This window comes from Streptomyces sp. NPDC096046 (assembly GCF_040303285.1).
Taxonomy (GTDB): domain Bacteria; phylum Actinomycetota; class Actinomycetes; order Streptomycetales; family Streptomycetaceae; genus Streptomyces.
Genome location: NZ_JBEOSZ010000018.1, coordinates 41,541 through 55,890, shown reverse-complemented (window position 1 = coordinate 55,890; position 14,350 = coordinate 41,541). Strand labels below are relative to the sequence as shown.

Annotated in this window: 17 protein-coding genes; 11 read left to right on the top strand and 6 right to left on the bottom strand. The window is 71.5% G+C overall.

The window, feature by feature from the left end; translation table 11 throughout:
- The first annotated feature begins 100 nt into the window (after nt 1-100).
- The 3 genes from ABTX62_RS17935 to ABTX62_RS17925 all read left to right on the top strand — a co-directional run bounded on the left by ABTX62_RS17935 (nt 101) and on the right by ABTX62_RS17925 (nt 3,206).
- Entirely contained in the window at nt 101-1,699 is a 1,599-nt protein-coding gene (locus ABTX62_RS17935) for an ABC-F family ATP-binding cassette domain-containing protein (RefSeq protein ID WP_352117055.1), read from the top strand.
- Between the two features lie 335 nt (nt 1,700-2,034).
- Complete coding sequence (locus tag ABTX62_RS17930) at nt 2,035-2,253, top strand: helix-turn-helix domain-containing protein (RefSeq protein ID WP_010037790.1); 219 nt, start codon at nt 2,035-2,037, stop codon at nt 2,251-2,253.
- Nucleotides 2,254-2,402: 149 nt separating this feature from the next.
- On the top strand, nt 2,403-3,206 hold the full coding sequence (locus ABTX62_RS17925; protein WP_352117054.1) for an enoyl-CoA hydratase/isomerase family protein: 804 nt from the start codon (nt 2,403-2,405) through the stop codon (nt 3,204-3,206).
- A gap of 27 nt (nt 3,207-3,233) precedes the next feature.
- Here ABTX62_RS17925 and ABTX62_RS17920 read toward each other — a convergent pair whose 3' ends face one another.
- Nucleotides 3,234-3,953 carry a nucleopolyhedrovirus P10 family protein gene (locus ABTX62_RS17920; protein WP_352117053.1) on the bottom strand — a complete coding sequence of 240 codons (720 nt, stop codon included), beginning with the start codon at nt 3,951-3,953 and terminating at the stop codon, nt 3,234-3,236.
- Nucleotides 3,954-4,040: 87 nt separating this feature from the next.
- Between ABTX62_RS17920 and ABTX62_RS17915 the strand changes: the two genes are divergently transcribed.
- The 5 genes from ABTX62_RS17915 to amaP are packed head-to-tail and all read left to right on the top strand — an operon-like array spanning nt 4,041 to nt 6,398.
- Entirely contained in the window at nt 4,041-4,514 is a 474-nt protein-coding gene (locus ABTX62_RS17915) for an Asp23/Gls24 family envelope stress response protein (RefSeq protein ID WP_352117052.1), read from the top strand.
- 45 nt (nt 4,515-4,559) lie between these two features.
- A complete protein-coding gene (locus ABTX62_RS17910; protein WP_352117051.1) occupies nt 4,560-4,742 on the top strand; it encodes a hypothetical protein in 183 nt (60 codons plus the stop codon).
- Nucleotides 4,739-5,122: a hypothetical protein gene (locus ABTX62_RS17905; RefSeq protein ID WP_352117050.1), complete on the top strand. Its 384-nt coding sequence runs from the start codon at nt 4,739-4,741 to the stop codon at nt 5,120-5,122. The genes ABTX62_RS17910 and ABTX62_RS17905 overlap by 4 nt, the downstream gene beginning before the upstream one ends.
- Nucleotides 5,119-5,814, top strand: a complete 696-nt coding sequence (locus ABTX62_RS17900) for a DUF6286 domain-containing protein (protein ID WP_352117049.1) — start codon at nt 5,119-5,121, stop codon at nt 5,812-5,814. Before ABTX62_RS17905 ends, ABTX62_RS17900 begins: the two co-directional genes overlap by 4 nt.
- Nucleotides 5,811-6,398 carry an alkaline shock response membrane anchor protein AmaP gene (gene amaP / locus ABTX62_RS17895; RefSeq protein ID WP_352117048.1) on the top strand — a complete coding sequence of 196 codons (588 nt, stop codon included), beginning with the start codon at nt 5,811-5,813 and terminating at the stop codon, nt 6,396-6,398. Before ABTX62_RS17900 ends, amaP begins: the two co-directional genes overlap by 4 nt.
- Before the next feature lie 8 nt (nt 6,399-6,406).
- On the opposite strand, the gene ABTX62_RS17890 is transcribed toward amaP, so the two are convergent.
- Genes ABTX62_RS17890 through ABTX62_RS17870 form a run of 5 tightly spaced genes read right to left on the bottom strand, consistent with a single transcriptional unit; the run spans nt 6,407 to nt 11,473 of the window.
- Entirely contained in the window at nt 6,407-7,162 is a 756-nt protein-coding gene (locus ABTX62_RS17890) for an SDR family oxidoreductase (protein ID WP_352117047.1), read from the bottom strand.
- 5 nt (nt 7,163-7,167) lie between these two features.
- Nucleotides 7,168-8,952, bottom strand: coding sequence for a glycoside hydrolase family 15 protein (locus ABTX62_RS17885; protein WP_352117046.1), 1,785 nt, complete (start codon nt 8,950-8,952; stop codon nt 7,168-7,170).
- Nucleotides 8,953-8,985: 33 nt separating this feature from the next.
- A complete protein-coding gene (locus ABTX62_RS17880) occupies nt 8,986-9,318 on the bottom strand; it encodes a hypothetical protein (RefSeq protein ID WP_352117045.1) in 333 nt (110 codons plus the stop codon).
- Nucleotides 9,315-9,914 carry a sigma-70 family RNA polymerase sigma factor gene (locus tag ABTX62_RS17875; protein ID WP_352117044.1) on the bottom strand — a complete coding sequence of 200 codons (600 nt, stop codon included), beginning with the start codon at nt 9,912-9,914 and terminating at the stop codon, nt 9,315-9,317. Before ABTX62_RS17875 ends, ABTX62_RS17880 begins: the two co-directional genes overlap by 4 nt.
- Nucleotides 9,911-11,473, bottom strand: a complete 1,563-nt coding sequence (locus tag ABTX62_RS17870; protein ID WP_352117043.1) for a sodium:solute symporter family protein — start codon at nt 11,471-11,473, stop codon at nt 9,911-9,913. Before ABTX62_RS17870 ends, ABTX62_RS17875 begins: the two co-directional genes overlap by 4 nt.
- Nucleotides 11,474-11,651: 178 nt before the next feature.
- Here ABTX62_RS17870 and ABTX62_RS17865 point away from each other — a divergent pair, with 178 nt between their 5' ends.
- The 3 genes from ABTX62_RS17865 to ABTX62_RS17855 all read left to right on the top strand — a co-directional run bounded on the left by ABTX62_RS17865 (nt 11,652) and on the right by ABTX62_RS17855 (nt 14,301).
- Nucleotides 11,652-11,876 carry a DUF3311 domain-containing protein gene (locus ABTX62_RS17865; protein ID WP_352117042.1) on the top strand — a complete coding sequence of 75 codons (225 nt, stop codon included), beginning with the start codon at nt 11,652-11,654 and terminating at the stop codon, nt 11,874-11,876.
- Between the two features lie 80 nt (nt 11,877-11,956).
- Entirely contained in the window at nt 11,957-14,113 is a 2,157-nt protein-coding gene (locus ABTX62_RS17860) for a carbon starvation CstA family protein (protein ID WP_352117124.1), read from the top strand.
- The gene (locus ABTX62_RS17855) at nt 14,110-14,301 is read left to right on the top strand and encodes a CstA-like transporter-associated (seleno)protein (protein WP_502997970.1); all 192 of its coding nucleotides are present in this window, start codon (nt 14,110-14,112) and stop codon (nt 14,299-14,301) included. Before ABTX62_RS17860 ends, ABTX62_RS17855 begins: the two co-directional genes overlap by 4 nt.
- The last annotated feature ends 49 nt before the right edge of the window (nt 14,302-14,350 follow it).

Below are 14,350 nucleotides of genomic sequence, written 5' to 3'. Positions count from 1 at the left end.
CCCCGTTAGACTGTCCTCATGGCCATTCTCCTCGCGCATTAGACGGCGGGAACGTCCTCAGCCGTCCATCCCGCCCCCGTATCCGCCCTGGAGTCTGTCCGTGATCTCCGCCTCCGGTATCGAGCTGCGCGCCGGTGCCCGCGTCCTCATCGAAAACGCCTCGTTCCGCATCGCCAAGGGCGACCGCATCGGCCTGGTCGGCCGCAACGGCGCGGGGAAGACCACCCTCACCAAGTGCCTGGCGGGCGAGGGCATCCCGGCCGGCGGCACCATCACCCGCTCCGGCGAGGTCGGTTACCTCCCGCAGGACCCCCGCACCGGCGACCTCGACATCCTGGCCCGCGACCGCATCCTGTCCGCCCGCGGCCTGGACGTGCTGCTCCGCAAGATGCGCGACAACGAACAGCGCATCGCCAACGGCCAGGGCTCCACCCGCGAGAAGGCGCTCAAGCAGTACGAGCGCCAGGAGACGGAGTTCCTCACCAAGGGCGGGTACGCCGCCGAGGCCGAAGCCGCCACCATCGCCGCCGCGCTCAACCTGCCCGACCGGGTGCTCGGCCAGCCGCTGCACACCCTCTCCGGTGGTCAGCGCCGCCGTATCGAGCTGGCGCGGATCCTCTTCTCCGACGCGGACACCCTGCTGCTCGACGAGCCCACCAACCACCTCGACGCCGACTCGATCGTCTGGCTGCGCGACTACCTGAAGACCTACCGCGGCGGCTTCATCGTGATCTCCCACGACGTCGACCTGGTCGAGACGGTCGTCAACAAGGTGTTCTACCTGGACGCCAACCGCGCCCAGATCGACGTCTACAACATGGGCTGGAAGCTCTACCAGCAGCAGCGCGAGGCCGACGAGAAGCGCCGCAAGCGCGAGCGGCAGAACGCCGAGAAGAAGGCGTCCGCGCTGCATTCGCAGGCCGACAAGATGCGGGCCAAGGCCACCAAGACCGTCGCCGCGCAGAACATGGCCCGCCGGGCGGACAAGCTGCTGGCCGGCCTGGAGGCCGAGCGCAAGTCCGACAAGGTCGCCAAGCTCCGCTTCCCCGAGCCCTCGCCGTGCGGCAAGACCCCGCTCATGGCCGAGGGCCTGTCGAAGTCCTACGGATCGCTGGAGATCTTCACCGACGTCGACCTGGCCATCGACAAGGGCTCGCGCGTCGTCATCCTCGGCCTCAACGGCGCGGGCAAGACGACCCTGCTGCGCCTGCTCGGCGGGGCGGAGAAGCCCGACACCGGCAGGGTCATCGAGGGCCACGGCCTCAAGCTCGGCTACTACGCGCAGGAGCACGAGACCCTCGACCCGGAGCGCACGGTCCTGGAGAACATGCGCTCGGCCGCCCCCGACCTGGACCTGGTGGAGGTCCGCAAGACGCTCGGCTCGTTCCTGTTCTCCGGCGACGACGTCGACAAGCCGGCCGGCGTCCTGTCCGGCGGTGAGAAGACCCGGCTCGCCCTGGCCACGCTGGTGGTGTCCTCAGCCAACGTGCTGCTCCTCGACGAGCCGACCAACAACCTTGACCCGGCCAGCCGCGAGGAGATCCTCGGCGCGCTGCGCACGTACAAGGGCGCGGTCGTCCTCGTCACCCACGACGAGGGCGCGGTCGAGGCACTCCAGCCGGAGCGGATCATCCTGCTGCCGGACGGCGTCGAGGACCTGTGGGGCGCCGACTACGCGGATCTCGTCGCTCTCGCTTGATCGAATGCGTGATCAACGGCGTATGGATCATTCGGCCCAGCGGTGATCCATCATCTGTGTGAGATCTCCTCGTACCGAGGTGTGTCCTACATCGATTTCGCGGCCGAGCCCCCGATTCTTCGGGGCTCGGCCGCGCCGCCTTTCTGACCTGGCCTTTTCCTCCACCATCCGTTCGGCCGTACGGACAGCACTCTCCGGAATCTCGCATTCCGAATGTGGGGGTGTGCTCCCGTCGTCACAACCTTGTCTCACGGACCTTGCCGAATGGGTGGCCATGACGGCCCGGAGGGGTGATCATGAGGAGACCAGAGCGCACTTCCCATGAGGAGGCACGGGTGGCCGAGACTCTGAAGAAGGGCAGCCGGGTGACCGGCGCCGCGCGCGACAAGCTCGCGGCAGACCTGAAGAAGAAGTACGACGCCGGTGCGAGCATCCGGGCGTTGGCCGAGGAGACCGGCCGCTCGTATGGCTTTGTGCACCGCATGCTCAGTGAGTCGGGTGTCACGCTCCGAGGGCGTGGCGGGGCGACCCGGGGTAAGAAGGCCACGGCCTGACCCCGGGTGGCCCCTCGGCTCCGATGGTGGCCACCCGGTCGGTCGTCTGATCGGCCGGGTGGTTACTGTGCAGTCACTTAAGCGTGGCCTGCTACGGCGGTGAAGCCGTCGTACGGCACGAAGGCGACCGCACACATCGGAGGCGTCCCATGGCTTCGCCCGACCAGGACCTCGTTCCCGTACTCGACAAGGACGGCGTACGGCTCACCGTCGACGACGCGATCGCCACGGTGACGCTGACCAACCCGGCCAAGCGCAACGCGCAGAGCCCCGCTCTGTGGCGCGCGCTGACCGAGGCCGGGCGGCAGCTGCCGGGCACCGTCCGCGTCGTGGTGCTGCGGGGCGAGGGCACGTCCTTCTCGGCCGGCCTCGACCGGCAGGCGTTCACGCCCGAGGGCTTCGACGGCGAACCGTCGTTCATCGACCTCGCGCGCGGCGCGGACGCCGAGTTGGACGCGACCATCGCCGAATACCAGGAGGCGTTCACCTGGTGGCGGCGCAGCGACATCGTCTCCGTCGCCGCTGTCCAGGGGCATGCCATCGGGGCGGGCTTCCAGCTCGCCCTCGCCTGCGACCTGCGCGTCGTCGCCGACGACGTGCAGTTCGCCATGCGCGAGACCGGCCTCGGGCTCGTGCCCGACCTGACGGGCACGCACCCGCTGGTGGGAATCGTCGGATACGCCCGCGCGCTGGAGATCTGCGTGACCGGGCGCTTCGTCATGGCCGAGGAGGCCGTGAACACCGGTCTCGCGAACCTCGCCGTGCCCGCCGACCAGCTCGACGCCACCGTCCGCGACCTCGTCTCGGCCGTGCTCGCCGCGCCCCGTGACGCGGTCGTCGAGACCAAGGCCCTGCTGCGCGGCGCCCAGGACCGCACCCACGAGGAGCAGCGCGCGGCGGAGCGCCAGTCCCAGGCCCGCCGGCTGCGGGACCTCGCGGGCATCGGGGACTGAGAGCGGCCTCACCGGACGGGAGCGCGGTCAGCCGATCGCGCTCACCACGACCGCCACCGTCGGGTGATCCGGCAGCACCCTCCTGACCGCCGTCCGGACCTCGCGGGCCACGTCCCTGGCCCGCTGGTCCGCACCCACCGCCAGCTCCAGCCGGACATGGCGGTGCGCCGGCGCGGCGTCCTCGGAGGGGCGTTCCTCGATGCGCACGGGGTGGCCCAGCGTGCCGGTCAGATGGAGCACGCCCCGGACTCCGAGCGCGGCGGCGGCCACCCGGGCCTCGTCGCCGCCCTCGGCCCGCGCGGCACCCGGCGGTTCGGGAAGAGGCGCGGCGGACCCCGCTCCAGCCGGCTCCTGATCGCCCAGCAGCCCCGTCACCCGCAGATCCACCTCCGTCACCGCCAGCCCGAGCCGGGTCGCGGCGGCCGCCAGTGTCGCCCGCAGCCGGGAGGCCGTCGCCGGCAACGGCTGCGCGGCCGTCGCCGCGAACTCCGCCGTCACCCGCAGCGGCCCCGGCGGCAGGGCGCTCGGCGGAGCCGGTACGGCCGGCTCCGCGGTGTCCTCCGTGTCGCAGAGCGCGACACGGAGCGCGGCCAGGCGTACGCCCGGCGTGTCCCACGCCGCGCTCCGCAGCACCGCCTCGGCTGCCCCCTCCGCGATCCACGCGCCGTCCCGCGCGTCACCCAGCGGCAGCAGCCTGCCGATTCCCAGCTGATGTCTCACTGCCTGCGTCCATCGATCGGCCGTCATTCCTCCAGCCTGCCGCATCAGAGGCGCGCTCCCGCGTAACCGTGCTTACGGTGGTGCCAGGACGACGACCGAAAGGGACGTACGGCGATGACTGACATGACCGACAACCGGGGCGGGGATTCCGAGACGCCCACGGCGCGCAGGAGCCCGCTGGTCAAGCGCGGTGGTGGTGACCCGGCTTCCCGGGGCCGGACGACCATCGCGGACGGCGTGGTGGAGAAGATCGCCGGGATGGCCGCCCGTGACGTCGACGGCGTACACGCCATGGGCAGCGGCCTGTCCCGCACCTTCGGCGCCGTGCGCGACCGCGTGCCCGGCGGCCAGAAGTCGGTGACGCGCGGTGTGAAGGCCGAGGTCGGCGAGGTGCAGGCGGCCCTCGACCTGGAGATCGTCGTCGAGTACGGCGTGTCGATCGCCGATCTGGCCCGCGACGTACGGGAGAACGTGATCACCGCCGTGGAGCGGATGACCGGCCTGGAGGTCGTCGAGGTCAACATCGCGGTGAGCGACGTGAAGCTGCCGGACGAGGAGGAAGAGGAACCGGAGCGCCGGATCCAGTGAGGTACGGGCATCGGACGGCACAACGGCTGAGGAGCTGAGGAGCGCATGAGTATGGCCGTGGTCGGCATGATCGCCGGCATGGCGCTGGCTTTCGCCGGATATTTCGGTGGATTCGGTGCCTTTCTGCTGGTGGCGGCACTGGGCGCCGTCGGCTTCGTCGTCGGGCGGTTCCTGGACGGTGACATGGAACTCGGCGACTTCTTCCGGCCCCGTGAACGGCGGCGGTGACGCCGGTGAGCACGGGGACCGGTGAGCTCGACAGACCTCGCACCGTCGTCCCGCCGGGCGAGCGCGGCGCGACCCGGATCGCCGACCGGGTGGTCGCGAAGATCGCCTCGCAGGCGGCCCACGAGGCCGTGGGCACGCTGCCGCCCGACGCCGACCGGCCGTCCGCGTCGGTCGTCGTCCACCACGAGGTGGCCCACGTCCGGGTCCACATCGACCTGGACTACCCGTGCGACATCGGCGCCCGCTGCCGAGAGGTGCGTCACCAAGTCGTCGAGCGGGTGGGTTCCTTGGCGGGCATGCAGGTGCCGGAGGTCGTCGTCCAGGTGGAGCGGCTGCATCTGGCCGCCGCGCCCGGCGCGTTGGAGGGGAGGACGCGATGAGCGAACCCGAGGGCACACAGCCCCCCGAGGGCACCACACAGCGTCTGCCCGTCCTCGGCCGGCAGGAGACGGAGAACGGCGACGGACCCGGCCGTTCCCCGACGCCGGCCGCCGAGGGACGACCGTCGGCGGCCCGGGACGAGGACGGCCGCGCGGGCCGCTTCTGGTCGGCGCGCCGTGTCCCCGCGGGCATCGTCGCCCTGCTGCTCCTGGGCCTTTCCGGGCTGTTCCTCTACGACGTCGTCTCCGTGCGCGCCGGCCGGCCCGGCATGTACTGGCGCCGGGAACTGGCCCGGCAGCTCGCCGAACGGCCCCTCGACGACACCTGGGTGCGCGTCGGCGCCGGGGTGGCCGCCGTCCTCGGTCTGTGGCTGCTGACCCTGGCGGTCACACCCGGCCTGCGGGCCGTGCTCCCGATGCGGCGCACACACGCCGACGTACGCGCCGGACTGCACCGGGCCGCAGCCGAGACCGCGCTGCGGGACCGGGCCGTGGAGGTGGCCGGTGTGCAGTCGGCGGAGGCCCGGGTGCGCCGCCGGCGGGCGAAAGTCCGCGCCGTGTCGCACTTCCGGGAACTGGACGACGTACGAACCGATCTGGACGCCGTGCTCGGCGACGCGGTGAACGGCCTGGGGCTGTCCAAGCCGCCCTCGCTGTCGGTACGCGTCCGACGGCCCGGCCGGAAGGGGTGAGAGCGGTGCTCAGGAGCGTCAACCGCGTGTTCCTCGGGCTGATCGGCCTGATCCTGCTGGTGCTGGGCGGCTCCGTCCTTGCCGTCGGCCTCGGCGCCCCGGTGCCCTCGTGGTGGATCCACGACAGCGAGCACGACGTGCTGCTGAGCGACGCCGAGCGCACCCGCTGGCGTGACGACGGCTGGTGGTGGCCGGTCGTCATCGCCGCCCTCGCGGCCCTGCTGCTGCTCGCCCTGTGGTGGCTCGTCGCCGTGCTGCGCCGACGCCGCCTCGCCGAGGTCCTCGTCGACACCGGCGACGGTGAGGGAGCGCTGCTGCGGGGCCGGGCCCTGGAGGACGTTCTCACCGGGGAGGCGACCCGCGTCGACGGTGTGGACGGGGCCCATGCTCATCTCAAGGGCCGTCGCAGCGCCCCCGAGGCCCACGTACGCCTCGCACTGGAACCGCACGTGGACCCGGGGGTGGCCCTGAACGACTTCACGACCGGTGCCCTGACCCATGCCAGGGCGTCGGCGGGCCTTGCATCACTTCCGGTGGAAGTGCGGATGAAGGGCGTCAAGCGCGGGGCGGAACGGGTGAGTTGAGCGCGGCGTCAGAATCCGTGCCGCGCGCCGCCGTCGACCGGCACCATGACCCCGGTCAGATACGAGGCCGCCGGTGACATCAGGAACGCCGCCACCCGCCCGAACTCCTCCGGCGCCCCGTACCGCCGCAGCGGGATGCGGGACTCCGAAGCCGCCCGGGTCGCCTCGGGGTCCGCCGACAGCGCATCCAGCTGCCGTACCCGGTCGGTGTCGATCCGGCCGGGCAGGACACCGACCACCCGGATACCGCGCGGCCCCAGCTCGTCGGAGAGTGATTTGGCGAAGCCCGCCAGCCCCGGCCGCAGCCCGTTCGAGATGGTCAGCCCCGGAATCGGCTCGTACACCGACCCGGACAGCACGAACCCGATGACACCCCCGGCCTCCATCTCGGTGGCCGCGGCGCGAGCCAGCCGTACCGCGCCGAGGAACACCGACTCGAACGCCGTCTGCCACTGCTCGTCCGTGGTGTCGGCGGCGAACCCGGCCGGCGGCCCGCCCACGCTGACGAGGACGCCGTTGAAACGGCCGAAGTGCTCCCGCGCGGCCCCGATCAGCCGGGCCGCCGCCTCCGGGTCGGCGTTGTCGACGGCGACCCCGACCGCGTTCGGTCCCAGCTCGGCCGCCGCCTCGGCCACGCTCTTCTCGTCCCGCCCCGAGACGACCACCTTCGCCCCGTCCGCGACGAGCTCGCGCGCGGTGGCGTTGCCGAGGCCGCGGGTGGCCCCGGTGACGACGTACACCCGGTCCTTCAGTCCAAGATCCATGGCCCCTATCCTGCACCGTCCTCACCGAACAGGGCGAGGGCGGTGTTCACCAGGCCGATGTGGCTGAACGCCTGGGGGAAGTTGCCGAGCTGCCGGCCGGTCACCGGGTCGAACTCCTCGGACAGCAGCCCGACGTCGTTGGCGTGCCCCACCAGCCGCTCGAACAGCTCGCAGGCCTCCTTCGTACGGCCCGTCATGTGCAGGGCGTCCGCGAGCCAGAACGAGCACACCAGGAAGGCGCCCTCGCCACCGGGCAGCCCGTCGACCTCGCCGTCGTCCGTGCTGTAGCGGCGCAGGAAGCCGTCGTGGGCCAGCTCTTCGCGGACCGCTTCGATCGTGCCGATCACCCGCGGATCGTCCGGCGGCAGGAAGCCGACGCGCGGGATGAGCAGCAGCGCGGCGTCCAGTTCGCGCGAGCCGTAGGACTGCGTGAAGGTGTTGCGTTCCGCGTCGTAGCCCTTGTCGCACACCTCCTGGTGCACCTCGTCGCGCAGGGCGCGCCAGCCGTCGAGGTCGCCGCTCAGTTCCGGATGGCGCTCCAGGGTGCGTACGGCGCGGTCGGCGGCCACCCACACCATCACCTTCGAGTGCACGAACTGGCGACGGCCACCGCGTACCTCCCACAGCCCCTCGTCCGGCTGCCGCCAGTGGGTCCGCAGGAAGTCCAGCAGGGCCGTCTGCAGCGCCCACACGTCCGGCTGGGCCGACAGGCCCGACTCACGGGCCAGGGAAAGGGAGTCCATGACCTCGCCGTAGACGTCCAGCTGCAGCTGGTTCACGGCGTCGTTGCCGATGCGCACGGGGGCCGACCCGTCGAAACCGGAGAGCCACGGCAGCTCGAACTCGGGCAGCCGTCGCTCACCCGCCAGGCCGTACATGATCTGCAGGTCGGCGGGATCGCCCGCGACCGCGCGCAGCAGCCAGTTCCGCCAGGCCTCGGCCTCCTCCTGGTAGCCCGCCGCGAGCAGCGTGTTCAGGGTGAGGGTGGAGTCGCGCAGCCAGCAGTAACGGTAGTCCCAGTTGCGTACTCCGCCCGGCTCCTCCGGCAGCGACGTCGTGGGGGCGGCGACGATGCCGCCGGTGGGGGCGTAGGTGAGCGCCTTGAGCGTGATCAGGGAGCGGACGACGGCGTCCCGGTGGGGGCCGTTGTAGCGGCAGCGCGACACCCAGGCCCGCCAGTCCTCCACGCTGTGGCGCAACGCGTCGTACGGGTCCACGAGCGGGGGGCGCTCCTCGTGGGAGGGGTGCCAGGTCAGGACGAAAGCGACCTTTTCCCCCTTCGTGACGGTGAACTCCGCGTGCGTGGCGAAGTCCTCGCCCCAGCTGTGCACCTCCGGCTCGCTGCGCAGCCAGGTCGAGTCCGGGCCGGCCACGGCGACGCGGTGGCCGTCGGACCGGCGCATCCAGGGGACGATCGAGCCGTAGTCGAAGCGCAGTTTGAGGACGCTGTGAAGCGTCACCTCGCCGTCGAGGCACTCGACGACGCGGACGAGGTCGGGGGCGCGGTCCCGTTGGGGCATCAGGTCGGTGACCCGGACCGCCCCGTGCTCGGTCTCCCACTCGGTGTCCAGGACGAGGGTGTCGTGGCGATAGGCGCGCCGGGTGCAGCGGTCCGCCCCCACGGGGGCGATGCGCCAGTGGCCGTTGTCCTCGTCGCCGAGCATTCTCGCGAAGCAGGCGGCCGAGTCGAAGCGGGGCAGACACAGCCAGTCGACGGATCCGTCCATGCCGACCAGGGCGGCGGTCTGTTCGTCGCCGATGAGCGCGTAGTCCTCGATATGGGGGTGCACGGAGTGCGGGTTCCCGGCAACCCGCCCCGGCAATCAGGACGGGGGCCAGAGAAGTGACAGGCCCGAGGCGGCCGGGGAGCCGGTGCCGGAGAAGATGACACCGGGGTCCGACGGTGCCTGGTTGAGCACCCACAGGCCGATCAGGGTCGCCAGGGCGAAAACGACCGCGACCAGCACGGCGAGCACGAGCCGCCGTCGGCGTTCGCGCCGCAGCCACTCGCCGCGTGCCGTGCGGTACGCGTCCGGGTCGGGAAGCACCCCACCCGCCAGAGCCTCGAGCGCCTCGCGCAACTCACTTTCGGTGCGGTCGTTGCCGGTCCGGTCCGGGCTGGTCCCACGCGACGGAGTCGCATCTCGATTCGTCATCGCCGGGCCTCCATCGCCTGGGTCAGGGCGGCGAGGCCGCGTGCCGTGTGCGTCTTGACGGAACCGCCGGAGATGCCCATCGCGGCGGCTATCTCGCTCTCCTTCAGCCCCAGCCAGTGCCGCAGCACCAATGCCTCGCGCTGCCGGGGCGGCAGCTGCTGGAGTGCGTCGATGAGCACGCGCTGGTCGTCCCGCAGCAGCGCGGCGTGCTCCGCGGAGGCGACCGCCTCGTCCGGCGGGTTCGGTGGGTTCTCCTCGTGTCTGCGGGCGACTTGGAGGTGCCGTATCCGCATCCGCGTCAGATTGCAGACGGTGGAGCGCAGATACGCCTCCGCCGCGGCCGCGTCCCGCAGGCGCCGCCACTTGCGGTAGATCTGGTAGTACGCCTCGGCCACCACGTTCTCCGGGTCGTCCGCGCCGAGCAGGACGGCGAGGCGCAGCATCGAGGAGTAGTGCACCTCGAAGAGGCGGGCGACGCCGGCCTCCCGCTCCACGTCGTCAGGATCGCTCACCGCGGGGACGAGTGGCTCGGCCTGGGCGGCCGCCGGTGCGGGGACCGGTGGCAGGGTGACCGGGGTGTTCTGTCTGCGTCTCACGGAGTGTTCGCTCCCGTCTCCGGGCGCCGCCTGACGGTCAGGCGGGACGGCAGGTCTGTCGCGTCGGCGCCGCGGGGGACGCCGAGACGTGTCAGCGCGGCGGTACCGGCCACCGCGACGGTCAGGTTGAGCAGCAGGGCGGGGAGCCCCGCGTAGACCTCCGGCGGCCCGGCGCCGGCACCGAGCGGCACGATCGAGGAGAAACCCTCGCGCACCACCAGATACGTCCCCGACGCCATGCCCACGGCCCAGCCGGCGATCAGCGCCCGCCGGTGCAGCCACCCGGTGAACAGCCCGACGGCGACCGCCGGGAAGATCTGCAGGATCCACACGCCGCCGAGCAGCTGGAGGTTGATGGCGTCCTGGTCGCGCAGCCCGAACACGAACGCCACAGCCCCCACCTTCGCGGTGAGCGACACCGCCTTGGCGATGCGCACCTGCCGCTTCGGCGTGGCCGTCGGATGGACGTACTCGACGTACACGTTGCGGACGAAGCTCGTGGCGGCCGCGATGGACATCACGGCGGCCGGGACCAGCGCACCCACGGTGATCGCGCCGAACACCAGTCCGGCCAGCGGCCCCGGCATCAGCCGGTCGACCAGCATCGGCACGGCGGCCTCGGCCCCGCCCTCGGGTGCCCGCACCCCGGTGGCGAGCGCCGCGATGCCGAGGAAACCGAAGAGCGCGAGCAGCGCCGTCCAGGCGGGCAGCGCCACGGCGGCCCTGCGTACGGTGCGCGAACTGTCGGCGGCGAACCCGGCGGTGAGCACGTGCGGATACATCAGCAGCGCGAGCGCCGAACCCAGCGCGAGGGTGGCGTAGGCGGGCTGCTGCTCGGGGGAGAGCAGCAGGGCGGAGTCGGGCGTGTCCGTCCCGGCCAGCCGCCGCGCCGCCTTCTCGAACACCGCGCCCGGTCCGCCGAGCCGTTGCAGGACCAGCCAGCACACGGCCGTGAGCGAGACGAACACGGCCACCGCCTTGAGCGCCGAGATCACCGCGGGCGCGCGCAGCCCGTGCCGGTACGTGGCCACGGCCAGCCCCGCGAACAACGCCACCATCACCAGGTCGCCGGCCGCTCCCCGGGGATAGAGGCCCCCGGCCGTGAGCACGGCCCGCAGGCCGAGCAGCTGCAGCGCCAGGTAGGGCATGGTCGCGAGGATCCCGGTCAGCGCCACCACGAGCGCCAGCGGCGGTGAACCGTACCGCCCGCGCACGAAGTCGGCAGCCGTGACGTACCCGTGGCGGCGGGCCACCGACCACAGACGGGTCAGCAGAACGAAGGCGAGCGGACAGACGATCACCGTGTACGGAACCGCGAAGAACGCGGGGGCGCCGTTGCCGTACGCCAGTCCGGGGACGGCGGTGAACGTGTACGCGGTGAAGATGGTGCCGCCCAGCAGCAGCCAGGTCCACCCGGGTCCGAGGCTGCGGTCGGCGAGTGCCCAGCCCTCCAGGGACGGCAGCCGGTCGACGGGGCGCAGACGGCGTGCGGTGACGGCGAGCAGTGACGCTCCGCCGATGACGGCGAGGAACGTCGTGGTCATGGCGCCATCCGCCATGGGTCACCGTCCTTGGTGTGCCTGGACTCTCGCCTACTGGTTGCGCGGGCGGCCGGTTCGGAGGACAGAGGAAGAAGGAAAACCGGCCGGAAATCTCCTGGAAATCCGCTGTCAACCGTTCTCGGCGGAAGCGCAACTCTTGCACAGACCGACCGCACACGGGAGAGGAGCACAGGTCATGGCACGGACCGGCCATCCACGGCTACGACGCGTAGCCGTCGCCCTCCTGCTGCTCGCTCCCGCCGCGGGACTGCTGTGGGTCCCCTGGTACGCCGGTGCGAGCCCACGGCTGGCGGGAACGCCGTTCTTCTACTGGTACCAGCTCGCCTGGATACCGGGGTGCGGCCTCTGCCTGCTCGCGGCCTACGCGCTGACACGGCGCGACGACCGCCACGGTCCCTGATCGCGCCGCCCTCCCCGTACCACTTCGTAGCACCACCCGACACACCGCTCCAGGTGAGGAGTCGCATGCCCACGTCAGCCATGCCCGGATCCGCTGCGCCGGCGCCGGAGGGGCCACCGCCCCGGCGGTCCCGCATGACCCCCAGGTCGATCCTCATGTGGACCGCCGTCGCCCTGGTCGGCGCGGTCGGCTGGGGTGTCCTCGCACTCTCGCGCGGCGAGGAGATCTCCGCCGTGTGGCTGGTGATGGCGGCCCTCGGCTCGTACGCCATCGCCTACCGCTTCTACTCGGGGTTCATCGCCCGCCGGGTCCTGGAGGTCGACGACACCCGCGCCACTCCGGCCGAGCGGCTGGAGGACGGTGTCGACTACCACCCGACCGACCGCCGGGTGCTGTTCGGCCACCACTTCGCGGCCATCGCCGGCGCCGGCCCGCTGGTGGGTCCGGTACTGGCCGCGCAGATGGGCTATCTGCCAGGCACGATCTGGATCATCGTGGGCGTGATCTTCGCCGGCGCGGTCCAGGACATGATCGTCCTCTTCCTCTCCATGCGGCGGGACGGCAAGAGCCTCGGTCAGATGGCCCGGGACGAGATCGGCAGGGTGGGCGGTGCGGCGGCACTGATCGGTGTCTTCGCCATCATGATCATCCTGCTCGCGGTGCTGGCCATGGTGGTCGTCAACGCGCTGGCCGAGTCGGCCTGGGGCACCTTCTCGGTCACCATGACCATCCCCATCGCCCTCTTCATGGGCTTCTACCTGCGCTATCTGCGGCCGGGCCACATCGTGGAGATAAGTGTCATCGGCGTCGTCCTGCTGCTGCTCGCCATCCTCGGCGGCGGCTGGATCCAGGACTCGTCGATGGCGGAGTACTTCGTCTGGAGCCCCGAGACCCTGGTCTTCTGCCTGATCGGCTACGGCTTCGTCGCCTCCGTGCTCCCCGTGTGGATGCTGCTGGCTCCCCGTGACTACCTGTCGACCTTCATGAAGGTCGGCACCATCGCCCTGATGGCCGTCGGCGTGGTGATCGCCGCCCCGACCCTCAAGGCCGAGCCGGTGACGGAGTTCGCCTCGACCGGCGCCGGACCGGTGTTCGCCGGGGGACTCTTCCCGTTCCTCTTCATCACCATCGCCTGCGGCGCCCTGTCCGGCTTCCACGCCCTGGTCTCCTCCGGCACGACGCCGAAGCTGATCCAGAAGGAGTCCCAGGTCCGGGTGATCGGGTACGGCTCCATGCTCACGGAGTCCTTCGTCGCCGTCATGGCGCTGATCGCCGCCTGCGTCCTGGAACCGGGCCTGTTCTACGCGATGAACTCCCCGGCCGCGCTGCTCGGCCCGACGGTGGAGACGGCGTCGGAAGCGGTGAAGAACCTCGGCTTCAGCATCACGCCGGACCAGCTCGCCGCGGCGGCCAAGGCGGTCGAGGAGCACTCCCTGGTCGGCCGCTCCGGTGGCGCGCCCACCCTGGCCGTCGGCATGTCGGAGATCTTCGCCGGGGTGTTCGGCGGTGCCGGAATGAAGGCCTTCTGGTACCACTTCGCCATCATGTTCGAGGCCCTGTTCATCCTGACCACGGTGGACGCGGGCACCCGCGTGGGCCGCTTCATGCTCCAGGACATGCTGGGCAACGTCTGGAAGCCGATCGGCCGGGTCACCTGGAAGCCGGGCATCTGGATCACCAGCGCCCTGGTCGTCGGCGCCTGGGGTTACTTCCTGTACGCCGGTGTCACCGACCCGCTCGGTGGCATCAAGCAGCTCTTCCCGCTGTTCGGCATCGCCAACCAGCTGCTGGCCGCGGTCGCCCTGGCCGTCACCACGACCATGCTCGTCAAGACGGGCAAACTGCGCTGGGCGTGGGTGACCGGCATCCCGCTGGCCTGGGACGTGGCCGTCACCTTCACCGCCGGGTGGCAGAAGATCTTCTCGGACGACCCGAAGATCGGCTTCTTCGCCCAGCGGGACGTCTACGCGGACGCCATCGACGCGGGCAAACTGCTGCCGGGCGCCACCGACATGGACGACATGCACACCATCGTCCTCAACAACACCGTCGACGGCGTGATCATGGCGGTCTTCCTGCTGCTGGTCCTCGTCGTCCTGGTCAACTGCGCGGTGGTGTGCTTCCGCGCGCTGCGCGCCACCGAGCCCCTGCCGACGACCGAGGCCCCGTACGTCGCCTCCCGCATCGATGCCCCCGAGCAGCGGAACACCGAGCCGCTGGTGGGGGCAGGCCCGTGAGCACCGTACGGAAGATGCTGGACACCGTGCTCTGGTACGCGCGCGAGCTGACCGGCGAGACGGAGTACGACCGCTACTGCGAGCGGCACCGGCGCCACCACCCGCACGCTCCGGTGCCGACCCGACGCGCCTACCACCGGATGCGCACCACGCAGCGCGAGTGCGAGGCACCCGGCCGCTGCTGCTGATCCCGCGCGGCGGCATCCCCCCGCACGGTTGCCCGACCGCGTGACGTCC